The organism is Massilia sp. DJPM01, assembly GCF_030348125.1.
Classification (GTDB): Bacteria; Pseudomonadota; Gammaproteobacteria; order Burkholderiales; family Burkholderiaceae_D; genus Telluria_A; species Telluria_A frigida.
The window spans coordinates 36,700-60,447 of sequence record NZ_JAQOZV010000016.1; the positions used below are offsets into that span (position 1 = coordinate 36,700).

Genomic DNA, 23,748 nt, shown 5'->3' on the forward strand with positions numbered 1-23,748 from the left:
AAACGTCCGTTCACAGGCGCATTGAGCACGGCAATTCGTACTTTATTACTCATACATGATCTGCTATAACAGACATGCATCAGGGTCCAGAATGCCATGGCGGGAGCCACACAGTCCCGCCCAATTTTTCAAGGTGCACTTCGATGAACCCTCTTCTTGCCAATCGCGACGAGCGCGGCATCACCTTGCTGGTGCTCGGCTTTGCCGGCCTTCTGTTCGTCGGCATCATCGCCAATCTCGTGTTCGAGCTGGTGCAGGCGCGCAACCATGTCGTCACCCAGAAGACCACCAGTGCCCGCGTGCTGGTCAAGGTGCTGGAGGAGCAGGCGGTCGACAGCGTGTTCGCGGTCGACCTGGCGATGCAGACCACCATCAAGGCGTTGCAGATGGTGCCGCGCGGCCCGGCCGACCGCGAACGCCTGGTCAATGAACTGCTCGACAGCAGTATCGACAACCTGCCCTTCATCCGCGCCATCTGGCTGCTCGATGCGGACGGCAAGATGATTCACGACAGTCAGAAATTGACGGGATCCTACAACCTGTCGGACCGCGCGTATTTCCGCATCCATCGCGACCATCCCGGCCATGGCATGCACATCGAGGGGCCGGTCATCAGCAAGCTGGGCGTGCCTTTTATCAGCTTCAGCCGCCGCATCAACCGCCCCGACGGCAGTTTCGGCGGGGTCATCGTGGCCGCGCTCGAACCGAATTACCTGCGCCGCTTTTACGACTCGGTCAAGGTCGGCAGGGATGGCATGGTGGCCCTGGTGCGCACCGACGGCGTGCTGATGCTGCGCATGCCGGTCGCCAACATGGCCGAAGGAAAGCGCCTGACCTTCTTCCCCGATTTCAGGGCCTCGCCATCCCCGCCCGAGGCCGGCAGCTACACGGCCGACAACAGCATCGACCACATCCGCCGCCGCTATTTCTACCAGCGCGTCAGCGGCCGGCCGCTGGTGGTCGTGGTCGGTCTGGGCGAGGAGGAATTGCTGGCCGACTGGTACAGCATGGCGCGCGCCTACATCGCGGTCTCGCTGGCATTCCTGGCGGCCCTGGCCGGCCTGAGCTACATGGCGCTGCGCGAACTGCACAAGCGTTACGGGCTGATCCAGGCGCTGCACAACAGCGACGATGCGCTCAAGGCGGCGCAGCAACTGGCGCTGATCGGCAGCTGGCGGCTCGACCTGGTCAGCCGCAGCGGACAGTGGTCGCAGCAGATGTATCGCCTGCTCGGGCTGCCGGCGGCGGACCAGCCACCGCCGCTCAACGTTTTTCTGCAGCAAATCCACCCGGACGACCGCCATCTGGTCGAGTCGGCCGTGCGGCATGGCATGAACTGGACGGGCGAGCTGCGCAGCAATCCCGCGCTCGGCCCGCAGCGCTATTTTCATTCGCGCAGCACGGGCGTGCACGACGCGGCCGGCAATGTGACGGCACTGATGGGCACGCTGCAAGACATCACGGAGCGGCGCCAGTCCGACGAAAAGCTGGAGCTGGCCGCGCGCGTGTTCGCCTGCACGCGCGACGGCATCGTGGTCACCGACGCCGCCAGCACCATCGTGGCGGTGAACGCGGCGTTCGAGCGCATCACCCAGTACAGCGAGGCGGACGTGCTGGGACGCAATATCCGCATGCCGCGCTCGAACGTGCACGATAGCGATTTCTACCGGCAGCTATGGGACACGATCGCACGCGACGGCCATTGGCGCGGAGAAATCTGGACCCGGCGCAAGAATGGCGAGGTGTTTCCCGAGTGGCTGACGGTGAGCGCGGTGTCCAGTCCGGAGCACGGCACAGCCGGTTATGTGGGCGTGTTCACCGACCTGAGCGACATTACCGAAGCCAACGAGCAACTGCAATTCATGGTCAACCATGATCCACTGACGCGCTTGCCGAACCGCTCGCTGCTGAACGACCGGCTGGGACAGGCGATCGAGGCGGCGCACCAGGGGCAGCGCATGATTGCCGTGCTGCTGCTCAATATCGACCGCTTGCAGCGCGTCAACGACAGCATCGGGCATGACGCTGGCGACCTGCTGCTGCGCGAAATGGCCCAGCGCCTGCTGCTGCGCCTGCACCCGGGCGACACCCTGGCACGCATCGGCAGCGACGAGTTCGTGCTGGTGCTCTCGCACGTGGACGACAACGATGATATCAACGCCGCCGCCCAGCACATGCTCGACACGGTGGCCGCGCCCTGCCAGTTGCTGGGACACGAGGTGGTGGTCACCGCCAGCGTGGGGATCGCGCTGTTTCCGCTCGATGGCGTCAGCGCAGGCGACCTGATCAGGAATGCGGACACGGCGCTGTCGCACGTCAAGAACAGCGGACGCAACAGCTTCCGCTATTTCACGTCAGAAATGAACACACGCGCCTTGCACTGGATGGCGCTGGAGCACCGTTTGCGCAGCGCCTTGGGACGCGCCGAATTTTCGCTGTTTTACCAGCCCCAGGTGCGGCTGGCAGACCAGCGGGTGTGCGGCGCGGAAGCGCTGATCCGCTGGCGCAGCGCCGAACTGGGCATGATTTCGCCGGCCGAATTCATTCCGCTGGCGGAAGATTCGGGCCTGATCGTCGAGATCGGCGAATGGGTGATCCGCACCGCCTGCGCGCAGAACAAGGCATGGCAGGACGCCGGCCTGCGCGCGCTGCCGGTGGCGGTGAACGTGTCGGCGCACCAGATCACGGCCGGCACCTTGCCCGCGATCGTGACAAGCGCCCTGCTTGACAGCGGCATGCAGGCGCGCTTCCTGGCCATCGAACTGACCGAAAGCGTGCTGATGCAGGAAGCGGAGCTGGCGATGGCGCAGATTGCCGAGTTGCGCGGGATGGGCGTGGCGGTGGCGCTGGACGATTTCGGCACCGGCTATTCGTCGCTCAGCTACCTGAGCCGCTTTGCGCTGGACAAGCTGAAAATCGACCAGAGTTTCGTACGCAATATTACCGCGGATGCCAAGAGCGCGGCGATCGCCAAGGCCACGATTGCGCTTGCGCATGGCCTTGAGATCACGGTGGTGGCGGAGGGAGTGGAAACCCGCGAACAGCGCGATTATCTGGACGGCGCGGGCTGCGATGAAGTGCAGGGATATTTCTTCAGCCGCCCGGTGGCGGCCGACCAGTTTGTCGCCCTGCTGGTGGCCGATGGGGTGAAGTCGGATTAATCCTGCCTGGCGAGGTAGCTTCTGACAGCGGTATCGGCGTCGCTGAAGGAGGTTTCCTCGATGCTGCGCTGGAGCAGGATGGCGGCGCTGATCTCGCCGGCGGCAATCTTGGCCAGCACGCGCGGGTGGAGGTCGTCATGGCCCGACCCGGCGCCCGGAACCGAACTGAGCATGCGTTCCAGGCGTTTCAGCCTCCTGAACTGTTCATCCTGCTTCAGAACCATCATGTACAGAGCGCACATGCACATGAGGAACATCGTTAAAGCCAGGTCTTGTGATTCCATGCTGATTCTCCGGTGTGAGTGGGATGGCAAGTAAGTTGCCGTAATCACAGTAAATCACGGGTCGCGCAAGTGCCAGCCCAAGGGCCGCTTTCGGTGACGACCGTCAACAGCGACCGCGCGGCGCCGGCCAATCTCGCGCCCGGATCCCAACACCGGTGTGTAAGATAGGGCGATCGCCCTGTGGAGGGGAGGCATGATCCGGGGAGACCGATGGAAGGAGCGACTTTGCGAACGATGCCGGAAACACGTGCCTGGGTGCGCATGCCATCGGGCCGCCGTCTCGACCTGCTCAACCCCACGCCCTTCGACTGGGACGACGCCGACCTGGCGATCGGGCTGGCCCGCACCTACCGCTGGGGCGGGCATTCGGTGTGGCCGCTGCCGCTGTCGGTCGCCCAGCATTCGATTGCGGTCATGCAGTTGAGAAAGAACGCGGTGGGCGGGATGCTCGATCCGCTCAGCGAACTGCGCGAACTGCTGCACGATGCCGAGGAAGGCTTGCTCGGATTCGACGCCATTTCCGTGATCAAGCCCTTTCTCGGCGACGCTTTCCGCAGCCTGACCCTGCGCCTGGAACAGGTCATCTTCCTGCGCTACGGCTTGCCGGGCTGGACCACCCGGGAGCATGCCTCGCACAAGCGCGCCGACCGCCTCGCGGCCGCCAGCGAAGCGGTGCACGTTGCCGGCTGGACCAGGGACGAGGTGAAAAACACCCTCAAAATTTCCACCAAGCCCCAGATCGACGATCCCCTGTTTCCCATCTATGGCGGCACGCCCTGGGAGCCCTGGCCCCCCGAACTGGCCTGCACCCGCTTTCTCGATGAGCTGAACCGGCTCAAGGCCAGCGCCTGAGCCAGCCGGCCGCCTCCCTTCCTCGCCCAAGTCACGGATTTCACAGGCTTTTTAAGGATATCCACAAGAATTGTGGATAACATTGTGGATAAGCGCCGCCGAACGCCGCTTAGCGCCCGGTTTTAAGCGGGTTTGAATAAAATGCCCGTTCAGCAGGCAGCCATTAATTTGAATGAAATCATGAACTTAAAACGCCCCCTAGCACACTGGCAAACTGTCCATTCGGCAAATTCCTACACGCAGGCAAAACAGGGGATAACTCGCGTGGCCTTTGACAAAGCGCGCCAGCTGTCTTAGTGTGGAGCCATGCCCTCTTCCGCCACCCCCGCTCACGGCGACCTTCTCATCGTCGACGACGACCCGTCCGACCTGTCCATGTCGCCAGCGCAGGAAAGTACCCCCTGGCGCATCCTGATCGTCGATGACGATGTCGATGTGCACGTGGTGACCAAGTTTGCACTCAGCAATGCCCAATTCCAGGGACGACGCCTGAGCTTCCTGCATGCCTACAGCGGCAAGGAAGCCCTCGCTACCCTGTGCGCCACACCCGATATCGCGCTGGTGTTGCTCGACGTTATTATGGAGACGGACGATGCCGGCCTGCGCGTGGCGCGCCAGATCCGCGCCGACCTGCACAATGAGCTGGTGCGCATCGTCCTGCGTACCGGGCAACCGGGCCAGGCGCTGGAACACAGCATCATTTGTGATTACGACATCAATGATTTTTGGTGCAAGGCCGACCTGACCACGCGCAAGCTGTTTACCACCGTGATCGCCTCGCTGCGCGCGTATGCCGGCCTGCAGGCGGCCGCGGCCGACCGCGCCGCGATGTCTGCCGAACTCGACAAGGCGCGCCAGGTGCAGGCGCTACTCGGCCAGCAAGCGCTGGTGCTCAAGCTCGACGCCAAAGGCCGCATCATCGAGGCCAGCGAGCGCCTGTGCCAACTGGCCGGCGCCCGCCCCGAGGCGCTCATCGGACACGCATTGCACGCCTTGCATGCCGGCGCCTTCCCCGAGCCGCTGGTGCTCGACATCACACAGGGGCTGGCGCGCGATGGCGCCTGGTCGGGCGACATCCAGACCCGGGCCGCCGACGGCAGCGCCGTGCACCTGCGCTGCGCCCTGCTTGCCCTGAGCGAGCCGGGCGGTGCGCCTTACGAGTACGTGGCGGTGGCAACGCTGCACGACCCCACGCCAGGCCCCTGAGGGCGGCTGCCCGAACGCCGCTGCCCGCTACTTCCACGCATTGCGGGCGCGCTCGCGCACCAGCATGCGCACGCTGTCGGGCATGGGTTTGCGGCTCTGCCGGGTGTCGGCTGTCATCCACACCGTTTCCTCGAAGTGCTTGAGCATGGCCGGGCTGATGAAACGCGTGCGCGCCGCGTACACATGGCGGTCGCCCATCTGGGCTTGCTGCTTGATGAAAAAGCGGTTCGGCACCACCAGGTGCAGGTGCTCTTTGGCGCGCGTCATGGCCACGTACAGCAGGCGGCGCTCCTCCTCGATATCGGCGGCGTTGCCGGTACTCATATCGGACGGAATGCAGCCGTCCACCACGTTCAGCACATGCACCGACTTCCACTCCTGCCCCTTGGAGGAATGAATGGTCGAGAGAATCAGATAATCCTCGTCCAGATGGGGCGGCCCGGCGCGGTCGCTGCTCGCTTCGGGCGGGTCCAGCGTGATTTCGGCCAGGAAGGTTTCGCGCGAGCCGTGGCCACCCGCCAGGCGTGCCAGCTGTTCCACGTCGGCCACGCGCACCTGGGCGTCGTCATGCATGCGTTCGAGGTGCGGCAGGTACCAGGCCTTGACCAGCTCGATATCGGCCGGCCAGCGCAGCCCAGGCGCGCGCAGGGCGCGGAACAGGGCGACGAACTGTTGCCAGTCGCCACCGCTCCTGGCCGGCGCGGCAAATTGCTCGATCGCAAGCAGCGGCTCGGCCGCCTCGCCGACCGCGTCCAGCAGGCGGGTGGCGGTGGCGGCGCCGATCCCCGGCACCAGTTGCACCACGCGAAAACCGGACACCCTGCCGCTCGGGTTCTGGGCAAAGCGCAGCACCGCCAGCACATCCTTGATGTGGGAAGCTTCGAGGAACTTGAGGCCGCCGAATTTAACGAAAGGAATGTTGCGGCGCATGAGTTCCAGCTCCAGCGCGGCGCTGTGGCTGGCCGCGCGGAACAGCACCGCCTGCGCCTTGAGCGCCATGCCCGTCTCACGATGCTCCAGGATGCGCTTGCAGACCCAGCGCGCCTGCTCGGCCTCGTCGGGAATGAGCACCAGTTGCGGCAGGACGGTCGAGACCTTGTCGGTCCACAAGGTCTTGGCGTGGCGTTCGAGGGCGGCGCCGATCACGGCATTGGATGCGTCCAGGATCGGCTGGGTCGAGCGGTAGTTGCGGTCCAGGGTGACGATGCAGGCTTCCCGGGCGAACTGCCTGGGAAAGTCGAGAATATTGCGCACCGTGGCGCCACGGAACGAGTAGATCGACTGGGCATCGTCGCCCACCACCATCACGCCCTCGCCGCCCGGCTTCATGCCCATCAGGATCGCGGCCTGCAAGCGGTTGGTGTCCTGGTATTCGTCGACCAGGACATGGTCGAACAGGCCGCCAAGGTGTGCGCCGAGGTCGGGATCGGCCGCCATCTCGGCCCAAAACAGCAAAAGATCGTCGTAATCGAGCACGTTCTGCTCTTGCTTGGCGTCGACGTAGGCGCCGAACAGGGTCTTGAGCTGGGCTTCCCATTCGCTGCACCAGGGAAAGGTACTCTGCAGTACCAGCGCCAGCGTGTCGCCGCTGTTGACCACCCGCGAATAGATGGCAAGGCAAGTTCCCTTGAGGGGGAAGCGTTTCTCGGTCCGGCTCAGGCCGACCTCGTGGCGCACCATGCCCATCAGGTCTTCGGAGTCGCCCCGGTCGTGGATGGTGAACGATTCCTCCAGGCCGATGCGGCCGGCGTAATCGCGCAGCAGGCGCGCGCCGATGCTGTGGAAGGTGCCGGCCCAGGGCAGGCTGGCTGGTGGCTGGCCGCCGCGCGCGCCCATGATCCGGTACAGCACGTTAGCGGCGCGTTGCGTCATTTCATTGGCGGCGCGGCGCGAAAACGTCAGCAGCAGGATGCGCTGGGGATCGGCGCCGCTCATGATCAGGCGCGCCACGCGGTGCGCCAGGGTATTGGTTTTGCCGGACCCGGCGCCGGCAATCACCAGCAAGGGCCGTGCGCTGCCGGCGGCCACGCCGATGTCATGCTCGACAGCGGCACGCTGGGCGGGATTGAGGCTGGCGAAGGGATCGTCGGCGCAAGCGGCAAGGGGAACAGCGGTCATGGCGGGCATTCAGACTGGGATTGACATGACTGTACATTTATCCAGTATTATTACGCAAGTAAAAACCTTCCCGCCGTTCCGCCACGGCGCCGGTGGCACATGCGCGCCAGCCGCGAAAGCGCCGCTCAAAATCACCCTATGCACGCTAAGTAGCCGTTTCTAAAGCGCTTTTTGGGATATCCACAATCGCTGTGGATAACTTTGTGGATAATCCCCTCTTGACAGTCCGCAAGCGTGTAACGATGCGGGTTTCAACAAAATGCTCATTCGTGAGGCAGAAATTATGCCTATATAAATCAAGCACTTGCAAAGTCAATGGGAAAGGCGGTAAAAAATATTAAGAAATTTCCTACAAGATTTTTTTGTGCATAACCGCCTGATTCGCACGCAGCTCAAGGCGGGTGGTTTGATAGCATTCTGATATGCATGCCGCGCCCGCCGTGCCGCTCCTGCGCCACTCAATGAGCGAGCATCTCGCGCCGGCGCTGCGGTTCCAGCAACACCCTTTCGATCACGTCGGGATGGATTTCCTGCGCCTTGAGGTATTCGATGGCGCACATCGTGTTGCTGCTTTCCTGGACCGAGATGGCATGGTTGACGATGTCGCGCTGGCGCACGTCCTGGCGTCGATAAGGGGCTTCAACCACGGCGAGACCGCCGCTGTCGGGGCGTTGCTGTCGATTCATGTTGTGATTTCCTTACAGGGCATTCGGGAACGGCGCAAAGGGAACCCAATACTGCCTAGGGAGTATCCATCAATAAAGGTCAAAGTCAATGTCAAGGTTCCATCGAAACCGCAAAAAATATGCTTGAGGCATAGTTTTGCAGTTGTGATTTTTACAGTTGCCAACACAGCGCCAGCCCCTGGCGATGCGGCCAGGAATCTCGCCACGCGCCTGTGCGCATTCCTGCCATGACGACCGGGGACATCATGGCCATTCCCCCTGAAACGATAACAAGCGAACCCAGGCTCAACCCGGGTGACGAAGCCCAACCGGGCACACCCGGCGCGGCCGAGGATCTGTGCGACGCATGCAGCGGAAGGGCACGCTGGCCAACGGCAGTGCCTGTACGGAATGCGGCGGCACGGGGCGCGTGATGCGCGGCATCGTACGGCTGAGCCCGCATGGACAGGCGGGCGGGCCGGCGCGATCATGCGGCATGACCGACCCGTCCCTCCCCGCCCGTCCGCGTCCGCAATCGCTGGCCGACCTGTTCATGTCGTTTACCTTGCTGGCGCTGCAAGGCTTCGGCGGGGTACTGGCGGTCGTGCAACGCGAGATCGTTGAACGCAAGCAATGGCTGACGCAGGAGGAATTCCTGGAGGACTGGGCCGTGGCCCAGATCCTGCCGGGGCCGAACGTGGTGAATCTGTCGATGATGATCGGCGGGCGCTATTTCGGCCTGGCCGGCGCGCTCTCGGCGCTGGCCGGCATGCTGGCCGTGCCGCTGGTGCTGGTGCTGCTGCTGGCCCTGCTCCATGCGCGCTTTATCGATCATCCGGGCGTGGCCGGTGCGTTGCGCGGCATGGCGGCGGTGTCGGCCGGCATGATCGGCGCCACCGGCCTGAAGCTGTCGCTGGCACTGTCCAGGAACCCGATGCCGCAGCTGTGGTGCTGGGCCCTGTGCGTAGCCGGCTTCGTGCTGGTGGCGCTGGTGCGGGTGCCGCTGGCCTACGTCTTGTTCGGGGTAGGCGGGCTTGGCTGTTACCTCACCTACCGCCGGCTGCGGCCATGAGCGCGCCGCAGATCGTCCTGAGCTGGAGCGACTGGCTCAGCCTGTTCGGACACTACCTGATGCTATCGCTGATGTCGGTTGGCGGGGCAATCTCGACCACCTCGGAAATGCATCGCTACCTGGTCGAACAGCATCATTGGCTGACCCAGGCGCAATTCAATAACGCCATCGCGCTGGCCCAGGCCGCGCCGGGGCCGAACGTGCTGTTCGTCGCGCTGATGGGCTGGCAAGTCGGCATGAACGCCGGCAGCACCGGCGCCGCCTTCCTGGGCGTGGCGGTGACCATGCTCGGCATCCTGATTCCCTCGACCGTGCTGACCTATTTCGCCGCCCAGTGGGGCCATCGCAACCGCGATTTGCGGGCCGTGCGCGCCTTCAAGCAAGGCATGGCGCCGGTCGTCATCGCCCTGCTGCTATCGACCAGCTGGATCCTGGGCAGCGCCATGCTGATCTGGCGCACCAAGCTCCATTTGCTGTGGATACTGGCCGGCGGCGCCCTGCTCGGCTGGCTGCAACTGGTCTAGCCCGACTATGCCGGGCGAGCGTCAAACACCGCCTGCAAGCTCGGCGCGTTAAGGCTGCGCTCGAACCACTGCTCAAGCTCGGCCTGAGTGGCCTGATCGATGCGCTGCGTTACCGGCGCAGGCAATTCGCCGAACCGGCTGCGCAGCAGACTGCCCAGTACCCCGCGAAGTGCAATGACTTGCCCTTCCGCCTTGCCTTCCTCCTTGCCTTCCGCCTTGCCTTTCGCTTCGCCTTTCGCGATGCCTTCGGCGCTTCCCTTTTGAAAGCCGATCTCCTCGAATTCTTCGGCCCAGGTTTCAAATTTACGTCCCATGTCAGCGACCTCCTTGACACTGTTACATGTGAATGGCCCCGATTTGCCGGGTCTGCGCGCCAGCAGGTGGTTCACCCATACCTCGACCGAACGCCGCAGGCTGGCTTGGGGTGCTTCGTGGAACCAGGCCGTCAACGCAGGGGCGACCTTCCTTAGGACATCGGGCGCGCTCGAAAGTTCCAGCCGAAACAGCAGCGCCAGCAAGGTCGCGTTTGTTTCCAGCGCGGTGGGGTCCAGGCGCTGCTGGTCGATCAGCACATAGCGCTGGGCTGGCTGCAGCGCCGCGAGCTCGGCGGGCGCTTGCATGAGGAGGCCGGCCAGGTCCATGCTGGCGCTCCAGTGCGGCGAGCCGTTGTAGAACACCAGCGGCAGCACCGGCGGCAACAGCAAGCCAGGGGACAATGCGTGGCCCTTGACCAGGTCCTGGTACAGCAAACCGATGTAGGTCTGCATGCGCAGCGCCATCCACCGGTCCACGCCTGACTGGCATTCCAGGAGGATGTACACGTAAAGAAGCTCGTCGCCCAGCCGCACGCGCCAGACGATGTCGTCCTCGCGGGCCGACAAGCGCTCGCTCACATACGCCGGATTGACCCGCTCCAAAGACGATAGCGCGGCCTCGTCGAGCAGCTTGAAGGGAGTGAAATCCGTGATCAGTTCGCGCACCAGTTCCGGGTGGGCGAACAGCGAACGGTATCCGAGGTCGTGAAGGGCGGGCATGCGGCATTGTAGCGAGCATCGATGCCCTTCCTTTGCGCTGCCTCAGACGTGTGCGGCGCCGCTTCAGCGACTTCCGTGCACCTGTTTCTGCGATGAACCACCCTTCCTGCCGCAATGCCGGCGTCCCGGCCATGATGGATTTTCCCCGCTGGCCAGGCGCGGCAGCGTCCACGCCGCCTCAGTGGCATCAACCCAGACCTGCAACGCAGCCACGCCGGTGACGGCGTCCATCTCTACACAGGAAGTAGTTGGGCGAGTGGTCCCCGACAAGGCATACTTGCGCATCACTCACCACTTGGACGGACCGATGCTCGAACTTTTATCAGAACACGCCTGTTTCGGCGGCGTACAACGCTTTTATCGCCATGATTCGACGGCGACCGGCCTGCCGATGCGCTTTTCCGCCTTCATCCCGACCGTACCCGCTGGCCAGACGCTGCCGGCGCTGTTTTACCTGGCGGGCCTGACCTGCACCGAAGAGACGTTTCCGACCAAGGCCGGCGCCCAAGGCGCAGCGGCGCGCGAGGGCCTGATCCTGATCGCACCGGACACGAGTCCGCGCGGCGCCAACATTGCCGGCGAAACCGATGCCTGGGATTTCGGCGCCGGAGCGGGCTTTTATCTGGACGCAACCGAGGAGCCGTGGAGCAAGCACTACCGTATGTTCAGCTATCTGCTCGAACTGCACGCGCTGGTGCTGGCCGAACTGCCCGTCAACGCCGCCAAGGTCGGCATTTTCGGGCACTCGATGGGCGGACACGGCGCCCTGGTCACGGCCCTGAAACGCCCGGACCTGTTCCGTTCGGTATCAGCCTTTGCGCCAATCGCCGCGCCGACCCGGTGCCCATGGGGCGAAAAAGCCTTCAGCGGCTACCTCGGCGGCGAGCGGGAAGCCTGGAAGCAGTACGATGCGAGCGAATTGATGCTGACCATGCAAGCGCCCTTCCCCGGCGGCATCCTGATCGACCAGGGCCTGGCCGACAAGTTCCTGGAACCGCAGTTGTATCCGGAAGCCTTTGAAGCGGCCTGCGCCAAGGCCCGCCAGCCGCTCGAACTGCGGCGCCACGTCGGCTACGACCATGGCTATTACTTCATTTCCACCTTCATCGACGATCATCTGCGCTTTCACCGGGCGCAGTTGGGCTAAGGCCCGTCACGGCAGCCATCGCGCGCGCAGACCGGCCGGTGTGCGCGCCCGGCCGCGCGGTCATGTCATGATCAGATCGTTCCCGCCGCCGGGCTGCTGCGTCCGGTGTTGATGCGCGACCAGGCACGCACGCGTACGGACAGGCAAACCAGCAACACGCCGCTGATCAGCGCATATACCCCGATGATGGTGGCCAGCATGACGGCCCCGGCGCCGAGCGGAAACAGCAGGGCGATCAGGCCGAACAGGATCGACGCCACGCCGCTGAGCAGCAACAGCCATTCGCCGCGAATGAATTTGCGTACACGGATGGCGATGACGATATCGAGCACGCCGCTGACGAGGGCGTTGGCCCCCATCAGGAGGACCAGCGTCAGCAGGGTGAGCGCCGGATTGAAGGTGGCGAGCACGCCGACAGCCAGGCTGACCAGGCCGAACAGCATCAGTATCCACCAGTGCCGATCTTCCCTGCGGTTCTTGACGGCCCCAAAAATCCAGACCGCGCCACCGAGCAGGGCAAACGCGGCGAACAGGGCCGCAAGGGTAAGCAGCGTGACGCCGGGCCACGCAATGGCCAGCACGCCGAACACGATGGCGATGGCACCGCGCGCGGCAAGCAAGCACCAGTTCTGCAGAAGCGTATCGTTCATGGCATCTTTCCTCCCTGCTGGATAAGACAGCGTCCGCCCGGTTTTGATCGGCGCGCAGGCGCCCGGCATGTGATAGATCAATCGTGCGTCATAAAGTCAGTGCAAGTACCACGGCATTTGCGCAAACCCATGCGCTCCACCACGCCAAGCAAGACAGCGCAAGTATTTGACGACATTTGTGCAACCGACGTGCGCTTCATCTGTCGAAGCTATATGGCGACTGATCGACAATTCAAAAACCGCATGCATGCCGGCAAACTCCTGGCGCTGGCGCTGGCACCATACGCCGGCCGCGCGGATGCGCTGGTGCTGGCCCTGCCGCGCGGCGGCGTGCCGGTCGGCTTCGCCATTGCCAGGGCGCTCGGGCTGGCGCTCGACGTGCTGCTGGTGCGCAAGCTCGGCCTGCCCGGCCACGAAGAATTCGCCATGGGCGCGATCGCCAGCGGCCGCATCCGCGTGCTCAATATGGCGACCATCCGTGCCCACCGTGTCGGCCGCCAACAGATCGATGCCGCGTGCGCGCGCGAAGAGCGCGAGATCGTGCGGCGCGAGCGCCAGTACCGGGGCGCGCGCGCCGAGCCCGGCCTGGCGGGACAGACCGCCATCCTCGTCGATGACGGGCTCGCCACCGGCGCCACCATGTGCGCTGCCGTGCGCGCGGCGCGCGCGCGCAGTGCGGCGCAGGTGGTCGTGGCCGTGCCGGCTGGCGCGCCCGACAGCTGCGCCACGCTGGCCGCGCAGGTCGACCAACTGGTCTGCCTGAGCCAGCCGGCCGACTTCGGGGCGGTCAGCCGGTGGTACCGGGATTTCGGGCAAACCAGCGACGAGGAAGTACAAGACCTGCTGGCCATCGCCTGGCGCGACCAGGTGCGGGCGCACCTTTCATCCACCAATGCAAGCGAACGGAGGCAATCATGAAACACTTGTCCGAACACGATCTTGACCTCGGTAAATGGCTGGGCGGGGCTGCGCTCGGCGCGCTTGCCATGTACATGATGGACCCGGACCGGGGCGTCGCGCGGCGGGCCAGGTCCGGGGAACGGCTGCGCGAACTCGGCCACCAAAGCGGCGACATGCTCGGCAAGGTCGTGCACGACGTCGGCGAACGCATCGGTGCAGGGGCCGGCGTCGATCCCGGCGCGCAGGCGTCCGGCGGCGGCAGTGCACACGGCGCCGCCACCAGCCCGGCGGCGACGGGCGCCGCGGACGACCTGGCGGACCGGCGTGCATCCCCGGCACGCTCGCCCTGGCCCGCGTCGCCGCACAAGGCCGCCATGCCCGGCGGCGACATGCGCGGCCTGGGCGGCATGCTGAGCCGGCGCATGCCGCTCGCCGCTGCCATGGCCCTTGCCGGGGTGGCATTGCTGATGCGCTCAGTCCGTAACGGCGCCTTGCCCGGACTCGTGCGGCAGCAGGGCCACAGCGACACCACGGAGATTGAAAAGACCATCCGCATCGAGGCCACGCCCGAGCAGGTGTACGACCTGTGGGCCGATTACGAGAATTTCCCGCGCTTCATGGCAAATGTGATCGAGGTGCGCGACCTTGGCAAGCGCCGCTCGCACTGGGTGGTCAGGGGACCGGCTGGCAGCGCGTTCACGCTCGACGCCGTGCTGACCGAGCAGGTGCGCCCGCGCCGGCTGGCATGGCGCAGCGAGCCCGGGGCGGAAATCGAGCAATCGGGATCGGTGCGCTTCGACCCTGCGGATGGCGGCACGCTGGCCACGGTCAGGCTATCGTACCGCGCCCCGGCCGGCGCCGTGGGCAGGGCGGTGGCAACGCTGTTCGGCGCCAATCCCGAACATGAACTGGAGGAAGACCTGGAGCGCATGAAAAACCTGCTGGAGGGTGCCCCGCCGCCGGACAAGGGAGAACAGACGAGCGAAAACACGATGTTGCAATAATGCCGGGGCGAGCGCGGTGGCGCAGCGCCTGGGCCTGGGCGTGGGCCTGGGCCTGGGCCTGGGCGTGGGCGTGGGCGTGGGCGTGGGGCAGTAAAGTGCCGCCCGGGCACGCCGGACCGGTTACCGGTTCATCCTGGTTCAGGGCGGCGCGCCGGACAGGCGATCAGGATCGCGGGCGCCAAAGCCAGCCAGGATGGCCGAGGCGCGCGCCGCTGTTGCCGCATCGGCCGCGTTGACCATCAGCATGCATTGTCCGCGCTGGACCGGCCTTGCGTTTTGCGTTCGTAGACGTGCTCCTCGCTTTCGACCGGCGTGTTGCCCACCAAAAAATTGCCTTCCACCGGACCTGCTTCATCGTCATGCACCTTGAGTTCAAGCGCATCGGCGCCGAAACCATCGGCGAGCAAGGCGGCGCGTGCCTGCTGCGCCGTGTCGAACGCGTCGAACACGCCCATTACCGCATGATTGATCATGGCACTCCCCTTCTTCCGGTTGTTCACCGCAATTCGACCAGCACGAGGCCGGACAGTTCAGTGCAGCCCGGTCAGCGGTGCTTCGGCCAGCGCGACGACTGTGGCCGGCGCGCTGACCGGGCCGCCCAGCGCACCAACCAGGAGATTGAGTTCCTCGTCAATAATAAAACCGGCGGCCGATGTCACCGTCAGCAAAATATCGGGGGCCATCGACGACGCAATCGCAAACCCTTGCACGTAGTCCACCCCAATATCGGCCAGCGTTTGCACGGTGGCGCCATCCTCTGCCCATTCGGCGATCGTTTTCATGCCCAGGTTGACCGCCAGCTTCACGATGGCCTCGACAATGGCCACGTCGGCCGGATGCGCGTTCATGTTGACGATGAAGTTGCCGTCGATCTTGAGTATGTCCGCCGGCAATTCCTTGAGGTAAGAGAAGGAGGTATAGCCCGCGCCGAAATCGTCGAGCGCTACCTTGACGCCGAAATTGCGCACCTGTTCAATGAAACGCCGCGTGTTGTTCAGGTCGTGCAATGCCACGCTTTCGGTGATCTCCATGCACAGCCGGCTGGCCGCATCGCGGTGGCGACGCAGGATATCGATAGTGTCCTGGATGAAGCGTTCATCGTTGAGCGAGGCCCCGGACAGGTTCATGCACACGAACTGGGTATTGACCAGCATGTCGGCGTGGCGCTCGATCCAGCTCAGCGTCGTCGACAGCACCCAGCGGTCGATCACGCCGACGCGCCCGCTCTTTTCTGCAGCGGCGATAATCGGCCCGGCCGCCAGCAGGCTGCCGTCCGCTTCGCGCATGCGCAGCAAGACTTCGAAGTTCATCGAATCGTAGGGCATCTTGAGCGACATGATCGGCTGCATTTCCAGCACCATGCAGGCAGTCGCATCGTTCGCCGACAGGCGCTCAACCAGGTTCAGTTCGGACTCGCGCTCATGAAAGGCCGCGGAATCGCGTTCGTACACCACCAGCCCGTCGCGGTGCCCGGCCTTGGCTTCGCGGCAGGCGCGGTCGGCGGTCGAGACGGCATCTTTCATCTGCATGCCGGGCTGCACCTCGATCAAGCCGATCGAGCCGCGCACGTGGAAGGCCTTGTCGCCGACGCGGTAAGGCGTGTTGCCGATGCGCCCTACCAGGCAGCGGCAAATCAGGGCCGCCACCCGGATCGAGGTCTCCGGCAGAATGATCACGAATTCGTCGCCGCCCACGCGCCCGACCTGCTGCTCGCCGCTGAGCACGGCGCCGATCCGTTCGCACACTTGCTTGAGGACTTCATCGCCGGCGCCGTGGCCGAACAGGTCGTTGATCAGCTTGAAGCGGTCCAGGTCGAGATAGGCCAGGGTCATCGGCTTCATGGACGCCTGCTCGAACACGCGCTCGATGCCGCGCCGGTTGAAAACCTTGGTCAGCGCATCGTTATTGGCCATGAAGCGCAATTGCTCGGTTGCTTTGTGCTGCTCGGTCGTATCCTGCAACACGCCTTCGATCTTGCCGCGCGCCACAGTGGCGCGCACCAGGAAGCAATGCGAGCCATCGCGGTTTTCGATGCGCAGTTCGGCGTCGGCCTGCTGGACCAGCGCGTGCAATGTATCCCAGACACCATCGGCAAAAAACTGCTGGAAGCGCATTCCGCCAGTGACGGGGCCGTCCGCACCCACCATCTTGTGCAAGGTCGGGTTGGCGCTGAGGAAGCGGCCCTCCAGGTCCAGCGTAAACAGCCCGACCGGCATCGCCTCGAAGGTGTGCTGCAGTTCGGCCTGGGCCGCGATGCGCTGCTCGGTTTCCTGGCGCATCTGTTCGGCCACCGCCAAGGCCGCCAGCAGGCTGGACGCGAGCGCGGCCGTGACGCTGTTGACCAGGCCGGTCAAGTCGCGTATGCCGAGCGCGGCGGCGACCACTTCCGCCAAGCCGGACATCATCGTCACCGCGAACGAGGCGGCGAACCAGAACGCCACGCGCGTGTGCGACTGCGGCTGCGCTTGCGACATCAGGCTGACCAGGCCGAGCGTCATCAGCACCAGGCCGTAGGCGACGAAGCCCCACATCACGGGCAGGAACACGTGGTAGGGCAAAAACACGGCCAGCGCCAGCAGCGGCAGGCAGCACCATTCGGCAAAACGCAGCGGCGCACGGTAGCGCGTGGCCGCCAGGGCATCGCGGAACAGGGTCTGGTACAGGGTCAGGGTCGAGGCCGCGTACAGGGCAATCGTGAGCGCCCGGCCCGGCAACAGCCAGCGCGCCGGTACCACCTGGCCCAGCCACTGGATATCCCAGCCGGCCGAGAGCGCCCCCATGCGCAGGTTCAGGATCAGCCAGCCGGCCAGCAACACGTACAGGGCCTGGCGGTTGATCAGCGCGGTGGTCAGCACGAACAAGGTGAGCACGATCATGCCGCCGTCGAGCAAGCCGGACTTGCGGTGGTATTGCTGTACCGCCAGGGCAAGTTCGGCGGCCTCCCATTGCGTGGCGGACAGGCGCGCTGGACCGATGAGCACGGTACGACACAGCAAGCGAACCGGCATGTGTGCCCGGGCCTGCTCCAAGGTGTCGGCTGGCGCGAGCGGCGGCGTCAATGCCAGCGCAAACCCGGCCATCAGCGGCGCCATGGCGCCCGCCGAGGCGGCGCGGCTGGAACTTCCCAGCGGGCGCAGGGTGTCGCTGTCCCAACACGCGATGTCGACCATATGGCGGGAGGGAAATTCGATCACGCTGCCGGCCGGCGCGGCGGCGGCCATGCTGAACCAGAGCGGATCGGACGACATGCGCGTTTCGCGGTAGGCCACTTCGGGCAAGCCCGCCAGCTGCGCGCGCGCCTGTTCGGGCCCGGCCGGCGCCCCGCCCTGTGCCATGCTTTGTGCCATCACGCGCAATGCCAGCGCCTGGCCGGCGGGCGCCCGGTACTGGTTGTTCCAGAACACCAGCGCCACGACCGACAGCAGCCCGATGGCCAGCGGAACCAGATAGAAAGCGAGCAGGCGCAAGAGCGCTTCGAGAGCGTGCTGTACGCTGTCGGGCAACATGCGGGACGAAGAAGTCGGCGTTGACATGAGCGGCATCCGGCTAACCAGCAAGCGCCGCCATTCCTTGCTGTTAGGCGGCAATCATGTAAAAGCATACATCGTTACCGTCACGCCGTCCCGCCTGATTTTCTACGCGGCGAGCCCAACAACAACAGCGCCCGCCGCTTGCTGACCGCGAGGCAAGCCATGTTTCCAAGCAGAAGGAACGTGGCGGCCGAGATCGATATCCGGATGGCGCGTATGGCAAAAGAAATCGAGCAAGGGATGGCGCGCCGCTTCCCAGCGCTCCTGGCCGCTGGCGATGTCGAAGTACATGATGCGGTGCGGCAGGTTGCCGACGTGACGCAGGGTCACGGGTTCGCGGCTGGCGAACACATCGGTGAACAGCAGTTGCTCGTACTGCCGGTCAATCGGCGCGCGCCCGCTGACGACCGCCGTGTCGACTCCGTTCTGCTCGCAATGTTCGAAGCATGCCTTGATCAGGGCCAGCTTCACCTGGCGCCCGATGCGTCCTTCCACGATGCCGAGCCGGGTCACCTCGGCCAGCCGCTGGGTTGCCAGCCACAGCGGCAGATCGACCGAGCCTTCCAGATGCAGGGGCTGGCGAAAATTGGTCTGGATACGGGTGCTGCCGAGCGCGCTGCCATCGGCCTTCGATTCGGCCAGCAGGATCACGGTGTCGCCGTCGTAGTCGGCCGCTTCGGGCTGCTCCAGCGAGCGCGCGAAGTCTGGCAGGTGGCGCGCATAGGCCGCATGACGCACGGCCACCGCCTTGCGCAGGTCGGCCTCGGTACGCACCGGGCGCACGGTGAACGGCAGCAATTCGATCGCAACCGGGGCGCCTACCCCGGCGCGGCTGAAGATCGGATGGATGACTGGCTGACGGGCGCTGCTGAAAGGAATGCTTGTCATGGTCGTGCTCCTCGTTCTGTTGGGAATTTGTTGATGCTCTGAGGTAATTATCGGAGTTATCATCCAAATCGAAGCTGAAAGAAGAGCCATCTTTACATCACTGTTTACGAGAAGCATTGCTTCTACTCAACATGCAACTACTCGCAACCATGGCGCAGCCTGTATACTCATTCCCTTTCAAGCAATTAAGGACGATTCCCATGAGCGCACTTCCACCCTGCCCTAAATGCAATTCAGAATTTACTTACGAAGATGGCAGCAATCTGGTCTGCCCCGAGTGTGCCCACGAATGGAGCGCCCAGGAGGGGGCGACAGCGGCCGATGACGGCCCCAAGGTTTACCGCGATGCTGCGGGAAATGTGTTGCAGGACGGCGACACCGTCACCGTGATCAAGGATTTGAAGCTCAAAGGCTCGGGCGGCACCGTCAAGATGGGCACCAAGGTCAAGAATATCCGCCTGGTCGACAGCGACCACGACATCGATTGCAAGATCGACGGTTTCGGCGCCATGAGCTTGAAGTCGGAGTTCGTCAAGAAGGTGTAATACCGACAGGCGCCAGACGAAGCAATTTCAATCCGCCGCCCTGTCAGATGTGCAGACACGGCGGCAGCGCGGATTGTCTAGTCGCCGTCGACGGCATCGCCGATGTCATCGAGATCGGCGAAATCGCGATCACGGCCGTACTTGTCGTTCCGGCCCCGCCTTACGTACCAGATCAGCAGGATGCCGATCAGCACAAGTGACGCACCACCCGCTTGCCACTCCCGCCCCGGCCGGCCGAAGGTCATCAGCAAAATCATCAGGCCTGCGATAACGCTCAGGAGCCCGCTCCAGCCAAGAAGGTCATCTTTGGTCATGCGACGCTCATCATTAGAATTAACAGGATATACAGCAGGAACACCACGGCCGCGATGCACAACAGCGCCAGGGTTCGCCAGAAAGCTTCGCCCCGGCTGAGCGCATAGGCGCCGCGCAGTTGCAGGAACATGTGCACCGGCGGCAGGCACACCACCAGCGCCCCGGCCAGAGTGCCGAAGCCGGCATGGCCGATGGCGAACACCAGCGCGAACATGAGCGCCATGAACGACAGCGAATACAGCGAAAACACCGCATGGTCGTACATCGTCACGCCGCGCCGCCAGAAAAACAGCAGCCACAGGAAGGGCAGCGAGATCGGCACCAGCAAGAAGGAAAACTTGGCGCCGCTGCTCTTGAGCTTATACATCGTCAACTCGGGATTGTCCGCCGCGTGCTCGATGGCGGCATTGACCGATGGCCAGCTGGTTTCCACCTTGAACTTGTCCGCCTTCAAGGTCACGCCACCCGCCCGCGCGATGACGCCGGTTTTATCGAACTCGATCAGTGCATTCTCGGCGCTGGCCAGGTCGGCCTTGGCTTCCGCCAGCGCTTCCTTGCCCGGCTGGCCGGCATCGACCGTGCGCAGCGTTGCGCGCGCCGCCTCCACATCGCGCATGAGCTCTCCGCGTATCTGCGCCTTCGCTTCCGGTGAGCCGGACAGGGTCAGGTCCGACTTGCCGCTGGTCAGGGACGCAACGAAGAACAGAAAAAACACCAGGAACAGGAACAAGGCCAGCGGCGAGACGAAGCGGGTGCGCTGGCCATCGATGTAGCGCCGCGTGAGCTGGCCCGGCCGGGCGACCAGCATGGGAATGGTGCGCCAGCCCTTGGCGTCGAAGTGCAGGATGCCGTGCAGCACCTCTTCGGCCAGATGCAGCAGCGACTTGTGCACATGCGCATGCTGCCCGCACTGATGGCAAAAGGCGCCCGCCAGCGGCGCGTTGCAGTTGGCGCAGCTGGTCGCGTGGCCGTGAGCGCCATGCGCGCCCATCTTCCCGCCATCGACCTCGTGCGCCACCAGCGACGCCTGCGCCAAACCGCCCACCGCTTCCAGTTCCATCGCCATCGTTATGTTCCCGCAGATAATATTGTTTTAGGCGGGCAATAATATCATTCTCATCACAGCATTGGACTATATTTTCAGGCAACTTCGCGTACCCTGGTCTGTATTAACAACACTTTGATTTCCGGCACGCAGGACCCGCAATTGCCGCCCGCTTTCAGGCACGCCGTCACTTCCGGCACCGTCTTCAGGTCGCGCGTGGCGATCGCCTCGCAAATCGTATTGCGGCCGACCCCGAAACAGGAACACACGGTCGGGCCGGTGTCGAGCCGCATGCCCAGCGCCTGCCCGGCCAGCAGGCCGGCGCGGTCGAGCTGCGTCAGCGATGCGCTGGCGAACAGGCTGGCCAGCCACGCGCGCGCCGGCAGGTCGGTGCGCGGCGACAGGAAGATACACTGCTCGATGCGCTCCCCCACCACGTGCACGGCGCGGTACACGCCATCGCTGGCGTCCTCGTAATCGAGCCAGTCGGCGTCGTCGCTTACGCCGAGCAGCGCGCGCGCCCAGGCAGCGCGGTCGCGCAACTGGCCGCGTCCCGCCATCTCGTAGCGCGCAAAGCCGCGCCCCTGCACCCGGGTCCAGTGCGCGACCTGGTCCAGCGCCAGCTCGCTGCGGCTCAACACGAAGGCGTGCCACGCCACGCCGAAGCGCTCCACCTGCACCGGCGTATGCTTGAATTCCGGCTCGCCCGACACCGGATCGACCACCGGATTGACCACGGTGCCAACGCGCGCGTCGGACGCCGTCTGGCCATTCCAGTGGATCGGCACGAACACCGACCCGCGCGCGATGCCGCCACCGTGCTGCACGCGCGCCACCATCGCGCCCCACTGGCTCGATACGCGCGCCAGTTCCCCTTCGCGCACGCCGTACAGGAGCGCGTCCTGCGGATGCATGTCGATGAACGATTCGGCCGTGTGGTCGGCCAGGCGCGGTGCGCGGCCGGTGCGGCTCATGGTGTGCCACTGGTCGCGCACGCGCCCCGTGTTGAGCACCAGCGGATACTCCGGATCGACCGGGTTGGCCGGTGCGCGCGGCGCCGTGGCGACAAAGCGCGCCTTGCCGTCCGCATGGGCGAAGCGGCGGTCGGCGAACAGGCGCGCGCTGCCTTCCAGGGCACCATCGGCGCCACGCCGCACCGGCCACTGCACCGGTTCGAGCTTGTCGTAGTCCGGCGCCTGCAAGCCGCACAGGCCGGACAGATTGAACACGCGCCGCTGCGTACCCTCGTTGCGAAAGGCCGAGAGGCGCGCATGTTCATCGAATACCTCGTGCGCTCCGGCGAAATCGAAACCGTCAAAGCCCAGCCGCCGCGCCACGTCCGCCAGGATGCGCCAGTCAGCGCGCGCTTCGCCCGGCGCCGGCAAAAAGGCGCGCTGGCGCGAAATCAGGCGTTCCGAATTGGTGACCGTGCCATCCTTCTCGCCCCAGCCCAGGGCCGGCAGCAGCACGTCGGCAAAGGCATTGGTGTCGGTGCTGGCGATGATGTCGGACACCACCACCAGCTCGCATTTTTCCAGCGCGCGCTGGACCTGGTTTGCGTCCGGCATGCTCACCATCGGATTGGTGGCGATCACCCACACCGCCTTGACGCTGCCCTCTTCGATCGCCTTGAACAGGTCGACCGCCTTCAGGCCGCCCTTGGCGGCCATGCGCGGCGACGACCAGAAAGTTTGCACGGTGTCGCGGTGCTGCAGATTATCCAGGTCCATGTGTGCGGCCAGCATATTGGCCAGGCCGCCCACTTCGCGCCCGCCCATCGCATTCGGCTGGCCGGTGATCGAAAACGGCCCCATGCCCGGCTGGCCGATGCGGCCCGTCAGCAGGTGGCAGTTGATGATGCTGTTGACTTTATCGGTGCCCGCCGACGACTGGTTCACGCCTTGCGAGAACGCCGTGATCACTTTCGTGGTCGCCGCGAAGCCGCCATAAAAGGCCATCAGGTCGCTTGGCTCGACGCGGCAATGGCGCGCCACCGCCAGCGGATCGCTGCAATCGACCTGCGCCGCGTCCAGCGCCTGTTCCAGTCCATTGGTGTGGGCTTCGATGAAGGCGGCGTCGCGCACCCCGGCGCGCGCCAGATAGCTGAGCAAGCCGTTGAACAGCCACACATCGGTGCCGGGTTTCACCGGCAGGTGCAGGTCGGCCAGTTCGCAGGTGGCTGTGCGGCGCGGATCGATGACGACGATCCGCACGTCGGGACGCGCTTCCTTGAGACGCGCGATGCGCTGGAACAGGATCGGATGGCACCACGCCGTGTTCGAGCCGACCAGCACCACCATGTCGGCCAGGTCGAAGTCTTCGTAACAGCCCGGCACCAGGTCGGCGCCAAAGGCGCGCTTGTGTCCCGCCACGGCCGACGACATGCACAGGCGCGAATTGGTGTCGATGTTGGCGCTGCCGATGTACCCTTTCATCAGCTTGTTGGCCACGTAGTAATCTTCGGTCAGCAACTGGCCCGATACATACAGTGCCACCGCGTCCGGCCCGTATTCGTCGATGATTGCGCGCAGGCCGCCAGCCACACGGTCCAGCGCTTCGTCCCACGACGCCTGGCGCAGCACGCCATCTTCGCGCAGCGCCGGATGCAGCAGGCGGCCTTCAAGTGAGGTGGTTTCGCCCAGCGCCGCTCCCTTCACGCACAGGCGGCCGCGATTGGCCGGGTGGCTGGCGTCGCCCGCAATGGCGATGGCGCCATCGGGCAAGGGCGTGGCGGTCACGCCACAGCCTACGCCGCAATAAGGACAGGTGCTGCGCACCGCGAGTGGTATAGGTGAAAGGTTCAAAGTC

The 23,748-nt window shown here is 64.7% G+C and carries 20 protein-coding genes; 9 read left to right on the plus strand and 11 right to left on the minus strand.

Going from position 1 to position 23,748, the window contains the following annotated elements; translation table 11 throughout:
• The first annotated feature begins 143 nt into the window (after nt 1–143).
• On the plus strand, nt 144–3,161 hold the full coding sequence (locus PO883_RS12590; RefSeq protein ID WP_289310071.1) for an EAL domain-containing protein: 3,018 nt from the start codon (nt 144–146) through the stop codon (nt 3,159–3,161).
• On the opposite strand, the gene PO883_RS12595 is transcribed toward PO883_RS12590, so the two are convergent.
• Nucleotides 3,158–3,445, minus strand: a complete 288-nt coding sequence (locus tag PO883_RS12595; protein ID WP_289310072.1) for a hypothetical protein — start codon at nt 3,443–3,445, stop codon at nt 3,158–3,160. The two genes, PO883_RS12590 and PO883_RS12595, sit on opposite strands and share 4 nt — an antisense overlap.
• Before the next feature lie 234 nt (nt 3,446–3,679).
• On the opposite strand from PO883_RS12595, the gene PO883_RS12600 reads away from it, so the two are divergent.
• Together PO883_RS12600 and PO883_RS12605 are read left to right on the plus strand one after the other, a co-directional pair.
• Nucleotides 3,680–4,297, plus strand: a complete 618-nt coding sequence (locus PO883_RS12600) for a phosphohydrolase (RefSeq protein ID WP_289310073.1) — start codon at nt 3,680–3,682, stop codon at nt 4,295–4,297.
• 306 nt (nt 4,298–4,603) lie between these two features.
• Entirely contained in the window at nt 4,604–5,503 is a 900-nt protein-coding gene (locus tag PO883_RS12605; protein ID WP_289310074.1) for a PAS domain-containing protein, read from the plus strand.
• A gap of 27 nt (nt 5,504–5,530) precedes the next feature.
• On the opposite strand, the gene PO883_RS12610 is transcribed toward PO883_RS12605, so the two are convergent.
• Together PO883_RS12610 and PO883_RS12615 are read right to left on the minus strand one after the other, a co-directional pair.
• Nucleotides 5,531–7,621: an ATP-dependent helicase gene (locus tag PO883_RS12610; protein ID WP_289310075.1), complete on the minus strand. Its 2,091-nt coding sequence runs from the start codon at nt 7,619–7,621 to the stop codon at nt 5,531–5,533.
• 458 nt (nt 7,622–8,079) lie between these two features.
• Nucleotides 8,080–8,307 (minus strand): hypothetical protein, encoded by a 228-nt coding sequence (locus tag PO883_RS12615; RefSeq protein WP_289310076.1) that lies wholly within the window; start codon nt 8,305–8,307, stop codon nt 8,080–8,082.
• A 475-nt stretch (nt 8,308–8,782) separates the two neighbouring features.
• Between PO883_RS12615 and PO883_RS12620 the strand changes: the two genes are divergently transcribed.
• Complete coding sequence (locus PO883_RS12620; RefSeq protein WP_167086194.1) at nt 8,783–9,358, plus strand: chromate transporter; 576 nt, start codon at nt 8,783–8,785, stop codon at nt 9,356–9,358.
• The gene (locus PO883_RS12625; RefSeq protein ID WP_289310077.1) at nt 9,355–9,882 is read left to right on the plus strand and encodes a chromate transporter; all 528 of its coding nucleotides are present in this window, start codon (nt 9,355–9,357) and stop codon (nt 9,880–9,882) included. Before PO883_RS12620 ends, PO883_RS12625 begins: the two co-directional genes overlap by 4 nt.
• Before the next feature lie 5 nt (nt 9,883–9,887).
• On the opposite strand, the gene PO883_RS12630 is transcribed toward PO883_RS12625, so the two are convergent.
• Nucleotides 9,888–10,916 carry an Rpn family recombination-promoting nuclease/putative transposase gene (locus PO883_RS12630; RefSeq protein ID WP_289310078.1) on the minus strand — a complete coding sequence of 343 codons (1,029 nt, stop codon included), beginning with the start codon at nt 10,914–10,916 and terminating at the stop codon, nt 9,888–9,890.
• Nucleotides 10,917–11,223: 307 nt separating this feature from the next.
• Between PO883_RS12630 and fghA the strand changes: the two genes are divergently transcribed.
• Nucleotides 11,224–12,063 carry an S-formylglutathione hydrolase gene (gene fghA, locus PO883_RS12635; protein ID WP_289310079.1) on the plus strand — a complete coding sequence of 280 codons (840 nt, stop codon included), beginning with the start codon at nt 11,224–11,226 and terminating at the stop codon, nt 12,061–12,063.
• Nucleotides 12,064–12,134: 71 nt separating this feature from the next.
• Here fghA and PO883_RS12640 read toward each other — a convergent pair whose 3' ends face one another.
• Nucleotides 12,135–12,713, minus strand: coding sequence for an HdeD family acid-resistance protein (locus PO883_RS12640; protein ID WP_289310080.1), 579 nt, complete (start codon nt 12,711–12,713; stop codon nt 12,135–12,137).
• Between the two features lie 213 nt (nt 12,714–12,926).
• Here PO883_RS12640 and PO883_RS12645 point away from each other — a divergent pair, with 213 nt between their 5' ends.
• Complete coding sequence (locus PO883_RS12645) at nt 12,927–13,631, plus strand: phosphoribosyltransferase (protein ID WP_289310081.1); 705 nt, start codon at nt 12,927–12,929, stop codon at nt 13,629–13,631.
• Nucleotides 13,628–14,617 carry an SRPBCC family protein gene (locus PO883_RS12650; RefSeq protein ID WP_289310082.1) on the plus strand — a complete coding sequence of 330 codons (990 nt, stop codon included), beginning with the start codon at nt 13,628–13,630 and terminating at the stop codon, nt 14,615–14,617. The genes PO883_RS12645 and PO883_RS12650 overlap by 4 nt, the downstream gene beginning before the upstream one ends.
• A 239-nt stretch (nt 14,618–14,856) precedes the next feature.
• On the opposite strand, the gene PO883_RS12655 is transcribed toward PO883_RS12650, so the two are convergent.
• The 3 genes from PO883_RS12655 to PO883_RS12665 form a co-directional block, all read right to left on the minus strand.
• On the minus strand, nt 14,857–15,090 hold the full coding sequence (locus PO883_RS12655; protein WP_289310083.1) for a hypothetical protein: 234 nt from the start codon (nt 15,088–15,090) through the stop codon (nt 14,857–14,859).
• 57 nt (nt 15,091–15,147) lie between these two features.
• Nucleotides 15,148–18,150, minus strand: coding sequence for a bifunctional diguanylate cyclase/phosphodiesterase (locus PO883_RS12660; protein ID WP_289310084.1), 3,003 nt, complete (start codon nt 18,148–18,150; stop codon nt 15,148–15,150).
• 102 nt (nt 18,151–18,252) lie between these two features.
• Nucleotides 18,253–19,035 carry a hypothetical protein gene (locus PO883_RS12665; protein ID WP_289310085.1) on the minus strand — a complete coding sequence of 261 codons (783 nt, stop codon included), beginning with the start codon at nt 19,033–19,035 and terminating at the stop codon, nt 18,253–18,255.
• Between the two features lie 200 nt (nt 19,036–19,235).
• On the opposite strand from PO883_RS12665, the gene PO883_RS12670 reads away from it, so the two are divergent.
• The gene (locus PO883_RS12670) at nt 19,236–19,580 is read left to right on the plus strand and encodes a zinc ribbon domain-containing protein YjdM (protein WP_099877789.1); all 345 of its coding nucleotides are present in this window, start codon (nt 19,236–19,238) and stop codon (nt 19,578–19,580) included.
• Between the two features lie 77 nt (nt 19,581–19,657).
• On the opposite strand, the gene PO883_RS12675 is transcribed toward PO883_RS12670, so the two are convergent.
• The 3 genes from PO883_RS12675 to PO883_RS12685 all read right to left on the minus strand — a co-directional run bounded on the left by PO883_RS12675 (nt 19,658) and on the right by PO883_RS12685 (nt 23,744).
• A complete protein-coding gene (locus PO883_RS12675) occupies nt 19,658–19,894 on the minus strand; it encodes a hypothetical protein (protein WP_289310086.1) in 237 nt (78 codons plus the stop codon).
• Nucleotides 19,891–20,961 carry a DUF3667 domain-containing protein gene (locus tag PO883_RS12680; RefSeq protein WP_289310087.1) on the minus strand — a complete coding sequence of 357 codons (1,071 nt, stop codon included), beginning with the start codon at nt 20,959–20,961 and terminating at the stop codon, nt 19,891–19,893. The genes PO883_RS12675 and PO883_RS12680 overlap by 4 nt, the downstream gene beginning before the upstream one ends.
• 74 nt (nt 20,962–21,035) lie before the next feature.
• A complete protein-coding gene (locus PO883_RS12685; RefSeq protein WP_289310088.1) occupies nt 21,036–23,744 on the minus strand; it encodes a nitrate reductase in 2,709 nt (902 codons plus the stop codon).
• Between the last annotated feature and the right edge of the window lie 4 nt (nt 23,745–23,748).